General features: G+C 72.6%; 12 protein-coding genes and 1 riboswitch. Of the genes, 4 read left to right on the top strand and 8 right to left on the bottom strand.

What is annotated here, in order from left to right:
* Positions 1–74 precede the first annotated feature (74 nt).
* On the bottom strand, positions 75–557 hold the full coding sequence (locus KWI83_RS05745) for an Asp23/Gls24 family envelope stress response protein (protein ID WP_218513165.1): 483 nt from the start codon (positions 555–557) through the stop codon (positions 75–77).
* Between the two features lie 82 nt (positions 558–639).
* Between KWI83_RS05745 and KWI83_RS05740 the strand changes: the two genes are divergently transcribed.
* Entirely contained in the window at positions 640–1,350 is a 711-nt protein-coding gene (locus KWI83_RS05740) for a nucleopolyhedrovirus P10 family protein (protein WP_218513164.1), read from the top strand.
* Positions 1,351–1,355: 5 nt separating this feature from the next.
* On the opposite strand, the gene KWI83_RS05735 is transcribed toward KWI83_RS05740, so the two are convergent.
* The 4 genes from KWI83_RS05735 to KWI83_RS05720 all read right to left on the bottom strand — a co-directional run bounded on the left by KWI83_RS05735 (position 1,356) and on the right by KWI83_RS05720 (position 5,884).
* Positions 1,356–2,147: an enoyl-CoA hydratase/isomerase family protein gene (locus tag KWI83_RS05735; protein WP_218513163.1), complete on the bottom strand. Its 792-nt coding sequence runs from the start codon at positions 2,145–2,147 to the stop codon at positions 1,356–1,358.
* Between the two features lie 132 nt (positions 2,148–2,279).
* Positions 2,280–2,501: a helix-turn-helix domain-containing protein gene (locus tag KWI83_RS05730; RefSeq protein WP_018567695.1), complete on the bottom strand. Its 222-nt coding sequence runs from the start codon at positions 2,499–2,501 to the stop codon at positions 2,280–2,282.
* Between the two features lie 372 nt (positions 2,502–2,873).
* Entirely contained in the window at positions 2,874–4,472 is a 1,599-nt protein-coding gene (locus tag KWI83_RS05725; RefSeq protein ID WP_218513162.1) for an ABC-F family ATP-binding cassette domain-containing protein, read from the bottom strand.
* Positions 4,473–4,966: 494 nt separating this feature from the next.
* Positions 4,967–5,884, bottom strand: coding sequence for a hypothetical protein (locus KWI83_RS05720; RefSeq protein WP_256361774.1), 918 nt, complete (start codon positions 5,882–5,884; stop codon positions 4,967–4,969).
* A 565-nt stretch (positions 5,885–6,449) separates the two neighbouring features.
* Between KWI83_RS05720 and KWI83_RS05715 the strand changes: the two genes are divergently transcribed.
* The gene (locus tag KWI83_RS05715; protein ID WP_218513161.1) at positions 6,450–6,863 is read left to right on the top strand and encodes a VOC family protein; all 414 of its coding nucleotides are present in this window, start codon (positions 6,450–6,452) and stop codon (positions 6,861–6,863) included.
* Positions 6,864–6,893: 30 nt separating this feature from the next.
* Here the strand turns inward: KWI83_RS05715 and KWI83_RS05710 are convergent, their stop codons facing one another.
* From KWI83_RS05710 to KWI83_RS05700, 3 genes are all read right to left on the bottom strand, one after another.
* Positions 6,894–8,324 carry a hypothetical protein gene (locus KWI83_RS05710; RefSeq protein ID WP_218513160.1) on the bottom strand — a complete coding sequence of 477 codons (1,431 nt, stop codon included), beginning with the start codon at positions 8,322–8,324 and terminating at the stop codon, positions 6,894–6,896.
* Between the two features lie 271 nt (positions 8,325–8,595).
* A complete protein-coding gene (locus tag KWI83_RS05705; protein ID WP_218513159.1) occupies positions 8,596–9,723 on the bottom strand; it encodes a S9 family peptidase in 1,128 nt (375 codons plus the stop codon).
* A 134-nt stretch (positions 9,724–9,857) separates the two neighbouring features.
* Positions 9,858–10,532: a class II aldolase/adducin family protein gene (locus KWI83_RS05700; protein ID WP_218513158.1), complete on the bottom strand. Its 675-nt coding sequence runs from the start codon at positions 10,530–10,532 to the stop codon at positions 9,858–9,860.
* A gap of 228 nt (positions 10,533–10,760) precedes the next feature.
* On the opposite strand from KWI83_RS05700, the gene KWI83_RS05695 reads away from it, so the two are divergent.
* Both KWI83_RS05695 and KWI83_RS05690 read left to right on the top strand, forming a co-directional pair.
* On the top strand, positions 10,761–12,005 hold the full coding sequence (locus tag KWI83_RS05695) for an inorganic phosphate transporter (RefSeq protein WP_218513157.1): 1,245 nt from the start codon (positions 10,761–10,763) through the stop codon (positions 12,003–12,005).
* A 31-nt stretch (positions 12,006–12,036) separates the two neighbouring features.
* Positions 12,037–12,258, top strand: a complete 222-nt coding sequence (locus tag KWI83_RS05690) for a hypothetical protein (RefSeq protein ID WP_218513156.1) — start codon at positions 12,037–12,039, stop codon at positions 12,256–12,258.
* 214 nt (positions 12,259–12,472) lie between these two features.
* Positions 12,473–12,547: riboswitch (cobalamin riboswitch) on the top strand.
* Positions 12,548–12,574: the final 27 nt, after the last annotated feature.

Raw genomic sequence — 12,574 nt, 5'->3', positions numbered from 1 at the left:
GGCCCGTTTTGGGTGCATTCAATGCCATTCTTGCCCATTACGGTCTTCGGGTACGGTCTTCGGGTGACGGCATGTCACTGGATCCGGGGCTCCGGTTCCTCTTCTTCCTCCTCCGGAAGGTTGACGTCGCTCACCGCGATGTTGACCTCGACGACCTCCAGGCCGGTCATCCGCTCCACGGCCGCGATCACGTTCTCGCGCACGGCCCGCGCGACATCCGCGATCGACACGCCGTAGTCGACGACGATCTCCAGGTCGAGCGCGGTCTGCACCTCGCCGACCTCGGCCTTCACGCCACGCGTCACGGACTTCGACCCGCCGGGCACCCGGTCCCGTACGGCCCCGAAGGTGCGGCTCAGTCCGCTGCCCATCGCGTGGACGCCCACGACGTCGCGGGCGGCGAGCCCGGCAATCTTCTCCACGACCCCGTCGGCGATGGTGGTCCTGCCCCGGGACCCCGGGTCCCCGCCGCCCCGCCTGGCGGGCTTGCGGTTCTGCGCCGACGGCTCGGTCTCGTCTTCGGAGGTCTGCGTCCGGTTCTGGTCCATCTCGGTCATCGCCATGCGTCCTTCCGTCGTCCTGCGACCACGGTAAGTGAGGTTGCATGATCTCGCGCCGGGAATGCGGCAGGCTGGAGGAATGACGGCGGACGGATGGATGCATGCAGTACGACAGCAGCTGGGCCTCGGCAGACTGCTCCCGCTGGGCGGCCCGCGCGATGGCGCGTGGATCGCGGAAGGAGCGGCCGGGACGGTCCTTCGGCGCGCGGGGAACGCGGTGCCGGGCGTGCGCCTGGGCGCGCTGCGGATCAACCTGGCGGACCCGGACGCCGCCCACGCCCCTGCCGTACCGCCCCCACCGACCGCTCTGCCGCCGGGTCCCCTCCGGCTGACGGCCGACATCGCGGCGACGGCGACCGAGCCGCTGCCGACGACGGCGTCCCGGCTGCGCACGGCCCTGTCGGCGGCCGCGTCGGCACGGCTCGGGCTGACGGTGGCGGAGGTCGACCTACGGGTGACGGCCCTGCTGGACGAGGAGACGGAACCCGACGTCGTACGACCGCCCGAGCCGCCTCAGGCCGGGCAGCCCGCGGACGGCGACGCGGCCGTGGTGGCCGCCGCGGCCCTTGCGGTTCCGGGCGTGACGTGCCTTACGGAGACGCTCGGCCGGGCGGTGCACATCGAGGAGAGCCCGGGCGAGGCCACACTGCCGCGCCGGCATGTCCGGGTGGAACTCGCCGTCGGCGCGGACCACCGGACCCTGGAGGTGGCCCGGCAGGTCCGCGCGCACGTGGGGGCGGCACTCAGGGATCACCCGTCAGTGGCCGTACTGATCACGGCGGTGAGCTGACGGCGTCACTCGCCCAGGCCCGCGAGGTCCCGCAACCTCCGTGCCTGAGCCGCGCGTTCGGCGACGCGCTGGTCCTCGTACGTCCGCTCCCCCGCGCCGCGCAGCAACGCCTTGGTCTCGATCACCGCGTCGCGCGGCGCGGCAAGCAGCGCCGCCGCCAGGTCGCGGACCGCACCGTCGAGCTCGGCCGCCGGCACGGCGACATTCGCCAGACCGGTGTGCACGGCCTCGTCCGCGTGAACGAAGCGCCCCGTGGCACAGATCTCCAGCGCGCGGGCGTAGCCGACGAGCCCGACCAGCGGATGAGTGCCGGTCAGGTCCGGGACCAGGCCCAGGCTGGTCTCGCGCATGGCGAACTGCACGTCGTCGGCTACGACGCGCAGATCACAGGCGAGGGCGAGCTGGAAACCCGCGCCGATGGCATGCCCCTGCACGGCGGCGATGGAGACGATGTCGCTGCGCCGCCACCAGGTGAACGCCTCCTGGTACTCGGCGATGGTCGCGTCCAACTCCTCGTCGCTGCCGCGCGCGAGGTCGATGAAGGACGGCTCGCCGTCGAAGCCCTCGGGGGTGAAGGCCTGTCGGTCGAGGCCCGCCGAGAAGGACTTGCCCTCGGCGCGCAGCACGACCACACGGACGGTGCCCGGCAGCAGCCGACCGGCCTCGGTCAGCGCCCGCCACAGAGCGGGGCTCTGCGCGTTGCGCTTGGCCGGGTTGGTCAGCGTCACCGTGGCGATCGCGTCGTCGACGGTGAGCCGTACGCCGTCCTTGTCGAGTACCGGGTCGAGCGAAGCCATGGGGCGCCTCCGATGGGTGCGGTCATCGTGAGTGCCGTACCGAGGCACTCATAAGTGACTGCACAGTAACCACCCAGCCGATCACCGGACCGACCGGGTGGCCACCATCGAAGTCGAGGGGCGCCCCGGGCGTCAGGCCGAAGCGGCCTTCTTACCCCGTGTCGCCCCGCCACGCCCACGGAGCGTGACGCCCGACTCGCTGAGCATGCGGTGCACGAAGCCATACGAGCGGCCGGTCTCCTCGGCCAACGCCCGGATGCTCGCACCGGCGTCGTACTTCTTCTTCAGGTCTGCCGCGAGCTTGTCGCGCGCGGCGCCGGTCACCCGGCTGCCCTTCTTCAGAGTCTCGGCCACCCGTGCCTCCTCATGGGAAGTGCGCTCTGGTCCCCTCATGATCACCCCTCCGGCGCTTCATGGCCACCCATTCGGCAAGGTCCGTGGATGAGGGTTTTGACGACAGGAGCAGATCCCCACAAGTGGAATATGTGGTTCCGTCGAGTGGTGCGCATACGGCCGAACGGGTTGTTCCGCGAAGGGCCAGGTCAGGGAGGTGATACGGCCGGACCCTTGTCGACAAAGGGATGCACCGGGAAATCGGTGTAGGACACACCCGGGTACGAGGAGATCTCACACAGATGATGGATCACGGCTAGGCCGAATGATCCATACGCAGTGGATCAACCATTCGATCAAGCCGCACTGACCGACGGGACCGGGTGCGAGGGATCAGGCGAGGGCGACCAGGTCCGCGTAGTCCGCGCCCCACAGGTCCTCGACGCCGTCCGGCAGCAGGATGATCCGCTCCGGCTGGAGTGCCTCGACCGCGCCCTCGTCGTGGGTGACCAGGACGACCGCGCCCTTGTAGGTGCGCAGCGCGCCGAGGATCTCCTCGCGGCTGGCCGGGTCGAGGTTGTTGGTCGGCTCGTCGAGCAGCAGCACGTTCGCCGAGGACACCACCAGGGTGGCGAGGGCGAGCCGGGTCTTCTCACCGCCGGAGAGGACACCGGCCGGCTTGTCGACGTCGTCGCCGGAGAACAGGAACGAGCCGAGCACCTTGCGGACCTCGACCAGGTCCATGTCGGGGGCGGCCGAGCGCATGTTCTCCAGGACCGTGCGGTCGGGGTCGAGGGTCTCGTGCTCCTGCGCGTAGTAGCCGAGCTTGAGGCCGTGGCCGGGGGTGACCTGGCCGGTGTCGGGCTTCTCCACGCCGGCGAGGAGGCGCAGCAGCGTGGTCTTGCCGGCGCCGTTGAGGCCCAGGATGACCACGCGGGAGCCCTTGTCGATCGCGAGGTCGACGTCGGTGAAGATCTCCAGCGAGCCGTACGACTTGGACAGCCCCTCGGCGGTCAGCGGGGTCTTGCCGCAGGGCGCGGGCTCGGGGAAGCGCAGCTTGGCGACCTTGTCCGACTGGCGGACCTCCTCCAGGCCGGCCAGCAGCTTCTCCGCACGGCGGGCCATGTTCTGCGCGGCGACCGTCTTGGTGGCCTTGGCGCGCATCTTGTCGGCCTGCGCGTTCAGCGCGGCGGCCTTCTTCTCGGCGTTGGCGCGCTCGCGCTTGCGGCGCTTCTCGTCGGCCTCGCGCTGCTGCTGGTAGAGCTTCCAGCCCATGTTGTAGATGTCGATCGCGGCCCGGTTGGCGTCCAGGTAGAACACCTTGTTGACGACCGTCTCGACCAGGTCGACGTCGTGGCTGATGACGATGAAGCCGCCGCGGTAGGTCTTCAGGTAGTCGCGCAGCCAGATGATCGAGTCGGCGTCGAGGTGGTTCGTCGGCTCGTCGAGGAGCAGGGTGTCCGCGTCGGAGAACAGGATGCGGGCCAGCTCGATACGGCGGCGCTGACCGCCGGAGAGGGTATGCAGCGGCTGGCTCAGGACCCGGTCGGGCAGGTTGAGCGCGGCGGCGATGGTGGCGGCCTCGGCCTCGGCGGAGTACCCGCCCTTGGTGAGGAACTCCGTCTCCTGCCGCTCGTACTGCTTCAGCGCCTTCTCGCGGGTGGCGCCCTTGCCGTTGGCGATGCGCTGCTCGTTCTCGCGCATCTTGCGGATCAGTACGTCGAGGCCGCGCGCGGAGAGGATGCGGTCGCGGGCGAGTATGTCGAGGTCGCCGGTGCGGGGGTCCTGCGGGAGGTAGCCGACCTCGCCCGAGCGGGTGACGGCGCCCGCGGCGGGGATGCCCTCGCCTGCCAGGACCTTGGTGAGGGTGGTCTTGCCTGCGCCGTTGCGCCCGACCAGGCCGATGCGGTCGCCCTTGGCGACACGGAAGGTGGCGGACTCGATGAGGACGCGGGCACCGGCGCGCAGCTCGATACCGGAGGCGGAGATCACGGACAGACTCCAGGGCGGGTTGGTGGCGGGACGGGCGGCTGAGGACGTTCCCGCCGTCTAATGCGCGAGGAGAATGGCCATGGGGCCAGTCTAACGGGGTGGTGCAACCAGTTTTTGCTCCGTTCGTGTGTTCGGGGGCGGGGGTGGGGTGGGGTGCTGGGCGTGGGGGCGGTGTTCGGGGAGTGGGGTGGGGTGCCGGGCGCGGCGGCGGTGTTCGGGAGTGGGGGGGTGGGTGTGGGTGGGGCGGGTGCCGGTGTCCGGGAGTGGGGGGTGGGCCGGTGTTTGGGGGTGTGGGCGTTCGGGGGCGGGTGTGGGTTGGCGGAGCGCGGCGTTCGGGGCGGCGTTCGGGGCCGGGGGCAGGGGTCGGTGCACGGGGGGCGGGTGCGCGGGAGGCGGGGGTCGGCGTTCGGGGGGCGGGTGCGCGGCAGGCGGGGGTCGGCGTTCGGGGGGGCGGGTGCGCAAATGCAGGGCTTAGAAGCGCGCAGGTGCGGGGCTCAGGACGGGCGTGGGTGTGGGGCTTCGGAGCGTGGGCGGGGACCTTCGGAGCGGGGAAGCGCGGCTGCTGACCCCGCAGGTGGGGCCTCGGTGCGCGGAAGCACGGCTGCTGACCCCGGAAGCAGGGACCCGGAGCCCGGGAGCACAGCTGCCGACCCCGCAAGCAAAGCCCCACAACGCGGGAACACAGCTGCCGACCCCGCAAGCAAGGCCCCAGAACGCGGGAGCACGGCTGCTGGCTCCAGAGGTGGGGCCTCGGAGCCCGGGAGCGGGGTTTCTGAACGTGGATGCAGGCTTTCGGGGCGTCGACCCGGCGCGTCGTTGCCGAGTGGGGTGCGGTGTGGGGTGATCCGGCCGAGGTCGTCGACGGCGACGAGCTGGGCGGTCCAGGCGGCGCGTGGGCAGGGCTGGGCGACGAGCAGGGCTCGGCCCCGGTGCAGCGCGCGTTCGGGCCGGAACGCGCATCCCTTGCGGGCGGGCAGCACCCAGCGCAGGTCGCCGTCCGCGGTGCGGTACGCGGCGATGCGGCGCGGGGTGACAACGGCGAGCATGCCGCGACCGAGGGGACGCAGGACGCCGGTGCCGCCGTGGGCCGGGAGCCAGTCGGCGGCTGCGGGGAGGGCGCGGTGCCAGCGGACGGAGGTGCCGTCGGTGTCGGTGACGAGTCCGTCGTCCCAGAGCGTGATCGCCTCCTCGCGCGCGGGAAGTACGGCCAGGGGACGGCGGCCTTCGCGGGTGTAGCGCCAGCGGACTTCTCCGGTGGCGTGGTCGTACGCCTCGACTGCCGCCCTGTCGATGCGCAGGTGCGGGGTGGTGTCCTGCACGCGCGCGTGCACGGTGAGGCGGTCTCCATAAGGAGCCGGGCGGGCCTGGTGGGCGGCGGCGAGGAGAGGAGCCGTGAGGAGAAGGGCGGCCAAGGCTGTCAGGCGACGGCGGGGTCCGCGGCGCGGGGGCGCGGGGACGGCGGGTTCCGTGTCCGGGGAGAGGGGACGGGTCGGCATCGCCTCGGCCGGAAGAACGACCACCGGGCTCCCTTCGACAACCGTGCTCGAACCGTGCTCGCGGACAGGCGCAGAGCCTAGTCAGGGGTGCGGGGTGCCGCCGGGAGGTGGCGGGCCCGCGGTGGGTGCGTCGCCCGTTCGGACGTTCGCCCCCGGCGCCTGGCGACTTGGGCGGTGAGGATGGTGCCAGGGGGAGGTGCGGCAGAGGGGGATCCTCGGCGGCAGGGCGACCGTCGGGGGCACAGCGGTAGGCGTGGTTCCGGCAGGGGTACCGGACCGGGGACATGGCCGGGCGCGACACCTTCAACTGAGGCTTCCGCGCAGGTCAGATGGCGTTGTCAGTGGCGGGTGCCAGGATGAATGCACCGGCCGGATCCGGCAGACGGATCACCTGCTGATCCACCAGTTCACCAGTCCACCAGTGAGACCACCCACGACATCCGACTGATTTTCCGGCCCGACGCACAAAGGAGTGATCGGCATGGCAGGCACGAGCGGTCGCGGTCCGAGCATCTACCCGACGCTGATGTACGCGGACGCGAAGGCGGCGATCAAGCAGCTCACGGAGGCCCTGGGCTTCACGGAGCTGGCCGTGTACGAGGGCGAGGGCGGCACGGTGACGCACGCCGAGCTGGCGCAGGGCAACGGCGCGGTGATGATCGGCTCGAAGGGCCGCGGCGGCCTCTACGACACGGTGATGAAGGACGCGGGCCCGGTCGGGGTGTATGTCGTCGTGGACGACGTCGACGCACACCACCAGCGGGCCGTGGACCACGGCGTGGAGATCCTGATGCCCCCGACGGACCAGGACTACGGCTCGCGGGACTACATGGCCCGGGACGCCGAGGGCAATGTCTGGAGCTTCGGCACGTACGCGCCGCGGATAGCCGACTGACCCACGCCGCGGACCGGCGGCCGAACGGCCTCAGCTGCCCCCGGTGTGCACCTGGAAGGCCGCGCGGCGCACGACTTTGGCCAGGGCGGGGTCGGGGTGCGCCGCGGCCAGCGCGACCAGGACCTGCACGGTGCGCGGGTGGCCCACGGCACGCACCTCGTCGAGCAGGGCGGGCACGGTCGGCTGCACGGCGGACTCCAGATGCCGTACCAGGAGCGGTGCCTCGCCGTGGTCGGCGACGGCGGCGGCCGTGTCGACCCACAGCCAGGTGGCCTCCTCCCGGGTGAGCACCTCGTGGGCGTCCTCGGGGTCGGCACCGTCGTGCTCCGCGAGCCACAGCAGGGCGTACGGCCGCAGGGTCGGCTCGTCGAGCACGGCGCGTACGTCGGGCTCGGCGGGGGCGCCGACGACGCGCAGCGCCTCGAAGGCCAGGCCGCGCAGCAGGGCGTCCTCGCCGCGGGCGGCGTCGAGGAGCTCGGTGACGGCGCTGCCGACAGGGCGTGCCGCGAGCCAGGCGCGGTACTCGGCGCGGGCGGCGTTGGGCCGTAGCTGGGCGCAGCCGCGCAGCATGTCCTCGGCGGCGGCCTCGATGTTCCCGGCGGGGCTCTGCGCGGCGACGCAGATCTGCTCCAGCTTGACCCAGACCGCCCAGCTGCCCAGCGGGGTGAGGGTGGCCTGTCCGGCGCCGTAGGTGAGGGCGCCGACGGAGGCGAGGGCGTGCAGGGCCCAGTCCAGGAGCGGGGCGAGTTCGGTGTCCTCGGGCTCGGCGTCGACGGGGGGCGCGGTGCCGGGGGCCGGGGGGCTCGCGGGTTCGCGCTGGGGGCCGTAGGGGACTTCGCAGCGTTCGGTGCGCAGTTCCCTGACGCGCTGTTGGAGGAGGTCGAGGAGTTGCTCGACGGGGACGGGGCCGGCCGAGAGCTGGAGGAAGGAGAGCACCTGAGGCATCGCCGAGACGACCTCGGCGACGGCGGCGGGCTCGTGGTCGGCGGGTTCCGGGTGGGCGAGCGACCAGGCGTCGAAGAGGGCGACCCAGCCGCGCAGGACGGCGGTGTCGTCGCGGTGCCAGGCGCGCAGCCGCCAGCCGGGGCGGGCGCTGTCGCCGTGCACCTCGACGAGCCCGGCGAGGCGGGCGGTGTCCCACTCGGCGCGGACCTGGGCCGGCGTCAGGCCCAGTTCCTCGGCGGCCCGTTCGGCGGTCGCGTCGGCGAGGGTGGCCTTGCCGTCGGAGGTGGCGTTGCCCTTGCCGGGGCGCAGGGCGGCGTCGGCCCAGCGGGCGACGCGGGCCGCGCCGGCCAGCCGGGAGCGCGCCATTCCGGCCAGCTCCGCGGGGGCCGGTGTGCCCTCCGGGGGCCGGGGGACGGGGCGGCGCGAGCGCCGCTGGTTCATCGCTCGGGGGGCGGCGGCCAGGGGTCGTGGGCGGACGAGTCGGAGCCTGGAGTCGCGCGGGATACGGGACGTCACGGGTGCAGTCTTCCGGTTGACGGTCCGAAAACCCAAACGGAATGTCACACGCGGCGACGGGAGTGGCCAAGGGACGGGCCCCGTGAGCGGGTACCGGCCGAAATCCGGACAGTGGTACGGCGTTAAACGGAACCGTGGGGCGGGGCTGGTGGGAGTGTGCGCGGGGAGCAGGGAGAGGGAGTTGCGGCGGCGGTGGCCCCGGGTTCGTCACCGGGGCGCGCGGCAGAGTGGCCGGGCCCCGTCGCGGCGGCACGGCGGGAGGGCCGCCGTGTCACATCAGCGGCGTGAGGAAGCGTCGGAGGGCTTCCTCGTAGCTGGACGGGTCGGCGTTCCACATGGCGTGGTGCGGGGCCTGCCGGACGGTGTGGAGGGCGACCAGGTCGGGGCGGCGGTCGGCCAGGCGGCGGGAGAAGGCCCAGGGGGCCACCGTGTCGTCGGGGCCGTGGAAGATCAGCGTCGGGATCGTCAGCCGCTCGGGGTGGGCGGCCTCGTCGATGCGGTCGCCGTGCAGGCCGGTGCGGCCCTGGGCGGCGCGGACGGCCAGCGGCAGCAGCGGGCTCGGGGTGCGCCGGGCAGCGGCGAGGGCGCGCAGGGTCGCCTCCCAGTTGAGGACCGGGGAGTCGAGGACGAGTCCGCGGACGCGGTCCCGTACCGAGGAATGCGCGGCGGCGCGCAGGGCCATGGTGGCGCCGGTGGACCAGCCGTAGAGGACGACGCGTTGGGCGCCGTGGCCGGTGGCGTGGTGGATCGCCGCGTCCAGGTCGCGCCACTCGGTCTCGCCGAGGTGGTTCAGGCCGTCGGGAGAGCGGGGGGCGCCGAGGTCGCCGCGGTAGGAGAGGTCGAGCACCGGGAAGCGCAGGCTGTGCAGGAACTCCATGAGGTTCATGGGGTGTTCGCGGGTGGTGCCCAGGCCGTGCACGGTGATGACCCAGGTGTCCCGGGCGCCGGGCACGAACCAGGCGGGCAGGGGCCCCAGTTCGCCGGGTATGTCGACGTCGGTGTGGTCCAGGCCGAGGGCGGTGGCGGGGTCGCCGATGTGCAGGCCCGGGGTGAGCCAGACCTTGTCGCCGGGCTCCAGGGTGCCGTGGGTGACGCGCTCCAGGCGGCGTACGACGGAGTCCGGGGGGTGCGGCGCCGACTCCAGGACAGGGCCGACGACCGCGTGGGAGCCGTTGCCGGCGAGGCCGTAGCTGCCGGGGCGCAGGGAAGCGAGGGCGCGGGTGAGGGTGACGCGGCCGGCGGCCGTGCCGTGCACGGTGAGCCGGGGCTCCGTGGGCAGGGGCCGACCGGGCGGCGCCTTCAGCGCGGCATCACTGGCGAACCGGCCGACGGCCACGGCTGCGGCCCCGGCCACCGTCATGGCGGTGACGGCAGCGGCCGTCGCTTTGACAGTGCGCACGGATCCAGTGTCCTGTCCGACCGGCCCGGGGGCCAGCGGGAGGGCGGACGGGGTGGCGCGGCCTGGCGCGCCAGGGGGTTGTTCCGAGGGTCCGGCGCCACGGGGCGGGGTCGACGTCCTCCCGGCCCCGCGCCTCATCCGCGCTGCCCATACCCCCGAAGCCGCTCACCCACCTCTTTCAGCTGCTCCTCCGACAGCAGGGACGGCGACAGGCCGGGCACGGAGGACGCCGTCAGCCACAGGTGGCACATCCACTCCAGCTGGGCCGTGCGGTCGTAGGCCTGGGTAAGGGTCGTGCCGTAGGTGATGGTGCCGTGGTTCTGGAGGAGGCAGCCGGAGCGGTCGGCGAGGGCGCGGAGCATGTTCTCGGCCAACTCGTCGGTGCCGTACGTGGCGTAGGGGGCGACCCGGACGGGGCCGCCGAGCGCGGCGGCCATGTAGTGGATCACCGGGAGCTCGGGGACGAGCGTGGAGACGGCGGTGGCGTGCACGGCGTGGGTGTGGACGACGGCGCGGGCGTCGGTGGTGCGGTAGACGGCGAGATGCATGGGCAGTTCGCTGGTCGGTACGAGCGTGCCGCGCACCTGCCGCCCGTCGAGGTCGACGCCGGTCATGTCGTCCGGCGTGAGCCGGTCGTAGGGGACGCCCGACGGGGTGACCAGGATCGTGTCCCCGACCCGTACGGAGACATTGCCGGACGTACCGACGACCAGGCCGTCGGAGACGGTCCGGCGGGCCGTGGCCACGAGCTCGTCCCAGGCCCGGGCCTCCTCCCGCGCATCGCGCTGCTCCCACCACTGTTCAGCCATGCCGCGATCCTGCCAGGCGGACCCCCCGCCGCGTCCCGGCGCGGGCGCACTGCAGTGGGGAACCCAGGGTGAACTGAATCTCTTTCCGGTACGGCAGGGGGCCGTCGATTCCCGGGAGGACGGCCGCTGCCACCTAAGGACATCAGGAAGCCCCCCTCAGTTCACCTTTCGTTCATCTAGGTTACTTACGTTCGTCCGGCCAATGACCTCGAACGATTGCCTGGGTAAATGGAAGGCATCTCGCTGATCCTCGCGATTGTGGTGGTAACCGCACTCGCGTTCGATTTCACGAACGGTTTCCACGACACCGCGAACGCGATGGCCACCACCATCTCGACAGGTGCCCTCCGACCCAAGGTCGCGGTGGCCATGTCCGCCGTCCTCAACCTGGTCGGCGCCTTCCTGTCCGTGGAGGTTGCGAACACGATCTCGAAGGGCCTGGTGGACGAGAGCGGCATCCGTCCCGAGGTCATCTTCGCCGCACTGGTCGGCGCGATCCTGTGGAACCTGCTGACCTGGCTGGTCGGCCTGCCGTCCTCGTCCTCGCACGCCCTGATGGGCGGCCTGATCGGCGCCACCGTCGCCTCGGCCGGTGTCGGCGCGGTGCACGGCGACGTGCTCGTCACCAAGGTGCTGATCCCGGCGATCGCCGCCCCGCTGGTCGCGGGCGTCGCGGCGATGATCGGCGCCCGGCTGACGTACAGGCTGGGCAAGAAGGCCGACGACACCCAGGCCGCCGCCAAGGGCTACCGCGCCGGCCAGATCGCCTCCGCCGGCCTGGTCTCCCTGGCCCACGGCACGAACGACGCGCAGAAGACCATGGGCATCATCACCCTCGCCCTGGTCGCCGGCGGCACCCTGGCCCCCGACTCCGACCCGCCCATGTGGGTCATCCTCTCCGCGGGCATCGCCATCGCCCTCGGCACCTACCTCGGCGGCTGGCGCATCATCCGCACCATGGGCAAGGGCCTGACCGACCTCCAGCCGCAGCAGGGCTTCGCCGCGCAGACCAGCGCCGCGACCGTCATCCTGGCCTCCTCGCACCTGGGCTTCTCCCTCTCCACCACGCACTCGGTCTCCGGCGCGGTGATGGGCGCGGGCCTGGGCCGCAAGGGCGGCGTCGTGCGCTGGTCCACCGCCACCCGGATGTTCGTCGCCTGGGGCCTGACGCTCCCGGCCGCCGCGCTGGTCGGCGCGATCGCCGAGTGGGTGACCGGCTTCGGCTCCTGGGGCACCGCCGTCGTGGCCGTCTTCCTGGTCGGCTCCAGCGCCGCGATATGGAAGATCTCCCGCCGCGAGATCGTGAACCACACGAACGTCAACGACACGGACGAGGAACCGGCCGGCGTGGTGACGGCGGCGATGGCCGCGGTGACGCCGCCCCCGGCCGGCACCCCGGCGGACGACCTCACGGCCACGATCCCCGCACAGGCCACGGCCCCGGAGCCGACGCCCTCTCAGGCCACCGTCTGAGCACCCGGTTACTGAAGGAAGCAGCAGCAACATGAAGATCGACTGGGCGGCCCTGGGCTCCGTCTTCGGCGTCAGCCTCGTGGTCACGGTGGCCCTGGTGGGCCTGTTCACCCTCGGCATCGCCGGTCTGTCGCGACGCGAACGCGCGGCGGCGCGGGGTCAGTCGGCGGCACTGGCGGTGACCGGCGCGTACACCGCGTTCGCCACCTGCGCGGCCGCCGTGGCGTACGGCATCTATCTGATCGTGGTCTGACGGCCGCCAAAGAGTGCGCCCTGCACGATGCCCTCGACGGGGGCTCGGGCAGGGCGCTTCGCGCTGCGCGGAACGAGGCGGGAGCAGACAGGCGCGAGACCTGGGTCGCCGGTGTCGTGTGGGCCTCAGCACACTTGCCCCGCCGCAGGTCAACGGCAAGTTGACGGCCGTTCGGGCCCCGTGGTGGACTGCCGGGGCCATGTACGGCGGCAGGAGAGGAAGCCGGTGCGAATCCGGCGCGGTCCCGCCACTGTCACCGGGGAAGGAACTCCCCGGGAGCCAGGAACTCTCACCGCCGGTCTCGTCGAACCAGGGC

It is taken from the genome of Streptomyces sp. TRM70350, assembly GCF_019219825.1.
Lineage (GTDB): Bacteria > Actinomycetota > Actinomycetes > Streptomycetales > Streptomycetaceae > Streptomyces.
Note: the sequence above shows the minus strand (reverse complement) of the source record. Positions and strands in the feature narration are given on the sequence as shown.

Excerpts from the sequence above, each read along its gene's own strand:
- KWI83_RS05740 (WP_218513164.1), top strand. The coding sequence starts at position 640 with ATGACGGCGGACGGATGGATGCATGCAGTACGACAGCAGCTGGGCCTC.
- KWI83_RS05715 (WP_218513161.1), top strand. The coding sequence starts at position 6,450 with ATGGCAGGCACGAGCGGTCGCGGTCCGAGCATCTACCCGACGCTGATG.
- KWI83_RS05745 (WP_218513165.1), bottom strand. The coding sequence starts at position 557 with ATGACCGAGATGGACCAGAACCGGACGCAGACCTCCGAAGACGAGACC.
- KWI83_RS05700 (WP_218513158.1), bottom strand. The coding sequence starts at position 10,532 with ATGGCTGAACAGTGGTGGGAGCAGCGCGATGCGCGGGAGGAGGCCCGG.
- KWI83_RS05695 (WP_218513157.1), top strand. The coding sequence starts at position 10,761 with ATGGAAGGCATCTCGCTGATCCTCGCGATTGTGGTGGTAACCGCACTC.
- KWI83_RS05690 (WP_218513156.1), top strand. The coding sequence starts at position 12,037 with ATGAAGATCGACTGGGCGGCCCTGGGCTCCGTCTTCGGCGTCAGCCTC.
- KWI83_RS05735 (WP_218513163.1), bottom strand. The coding sequence starts at position 2,147 with ATGGCTTCGCTCGACCCGGTACTCGACAAGGACGGCGTACGGCTCACC.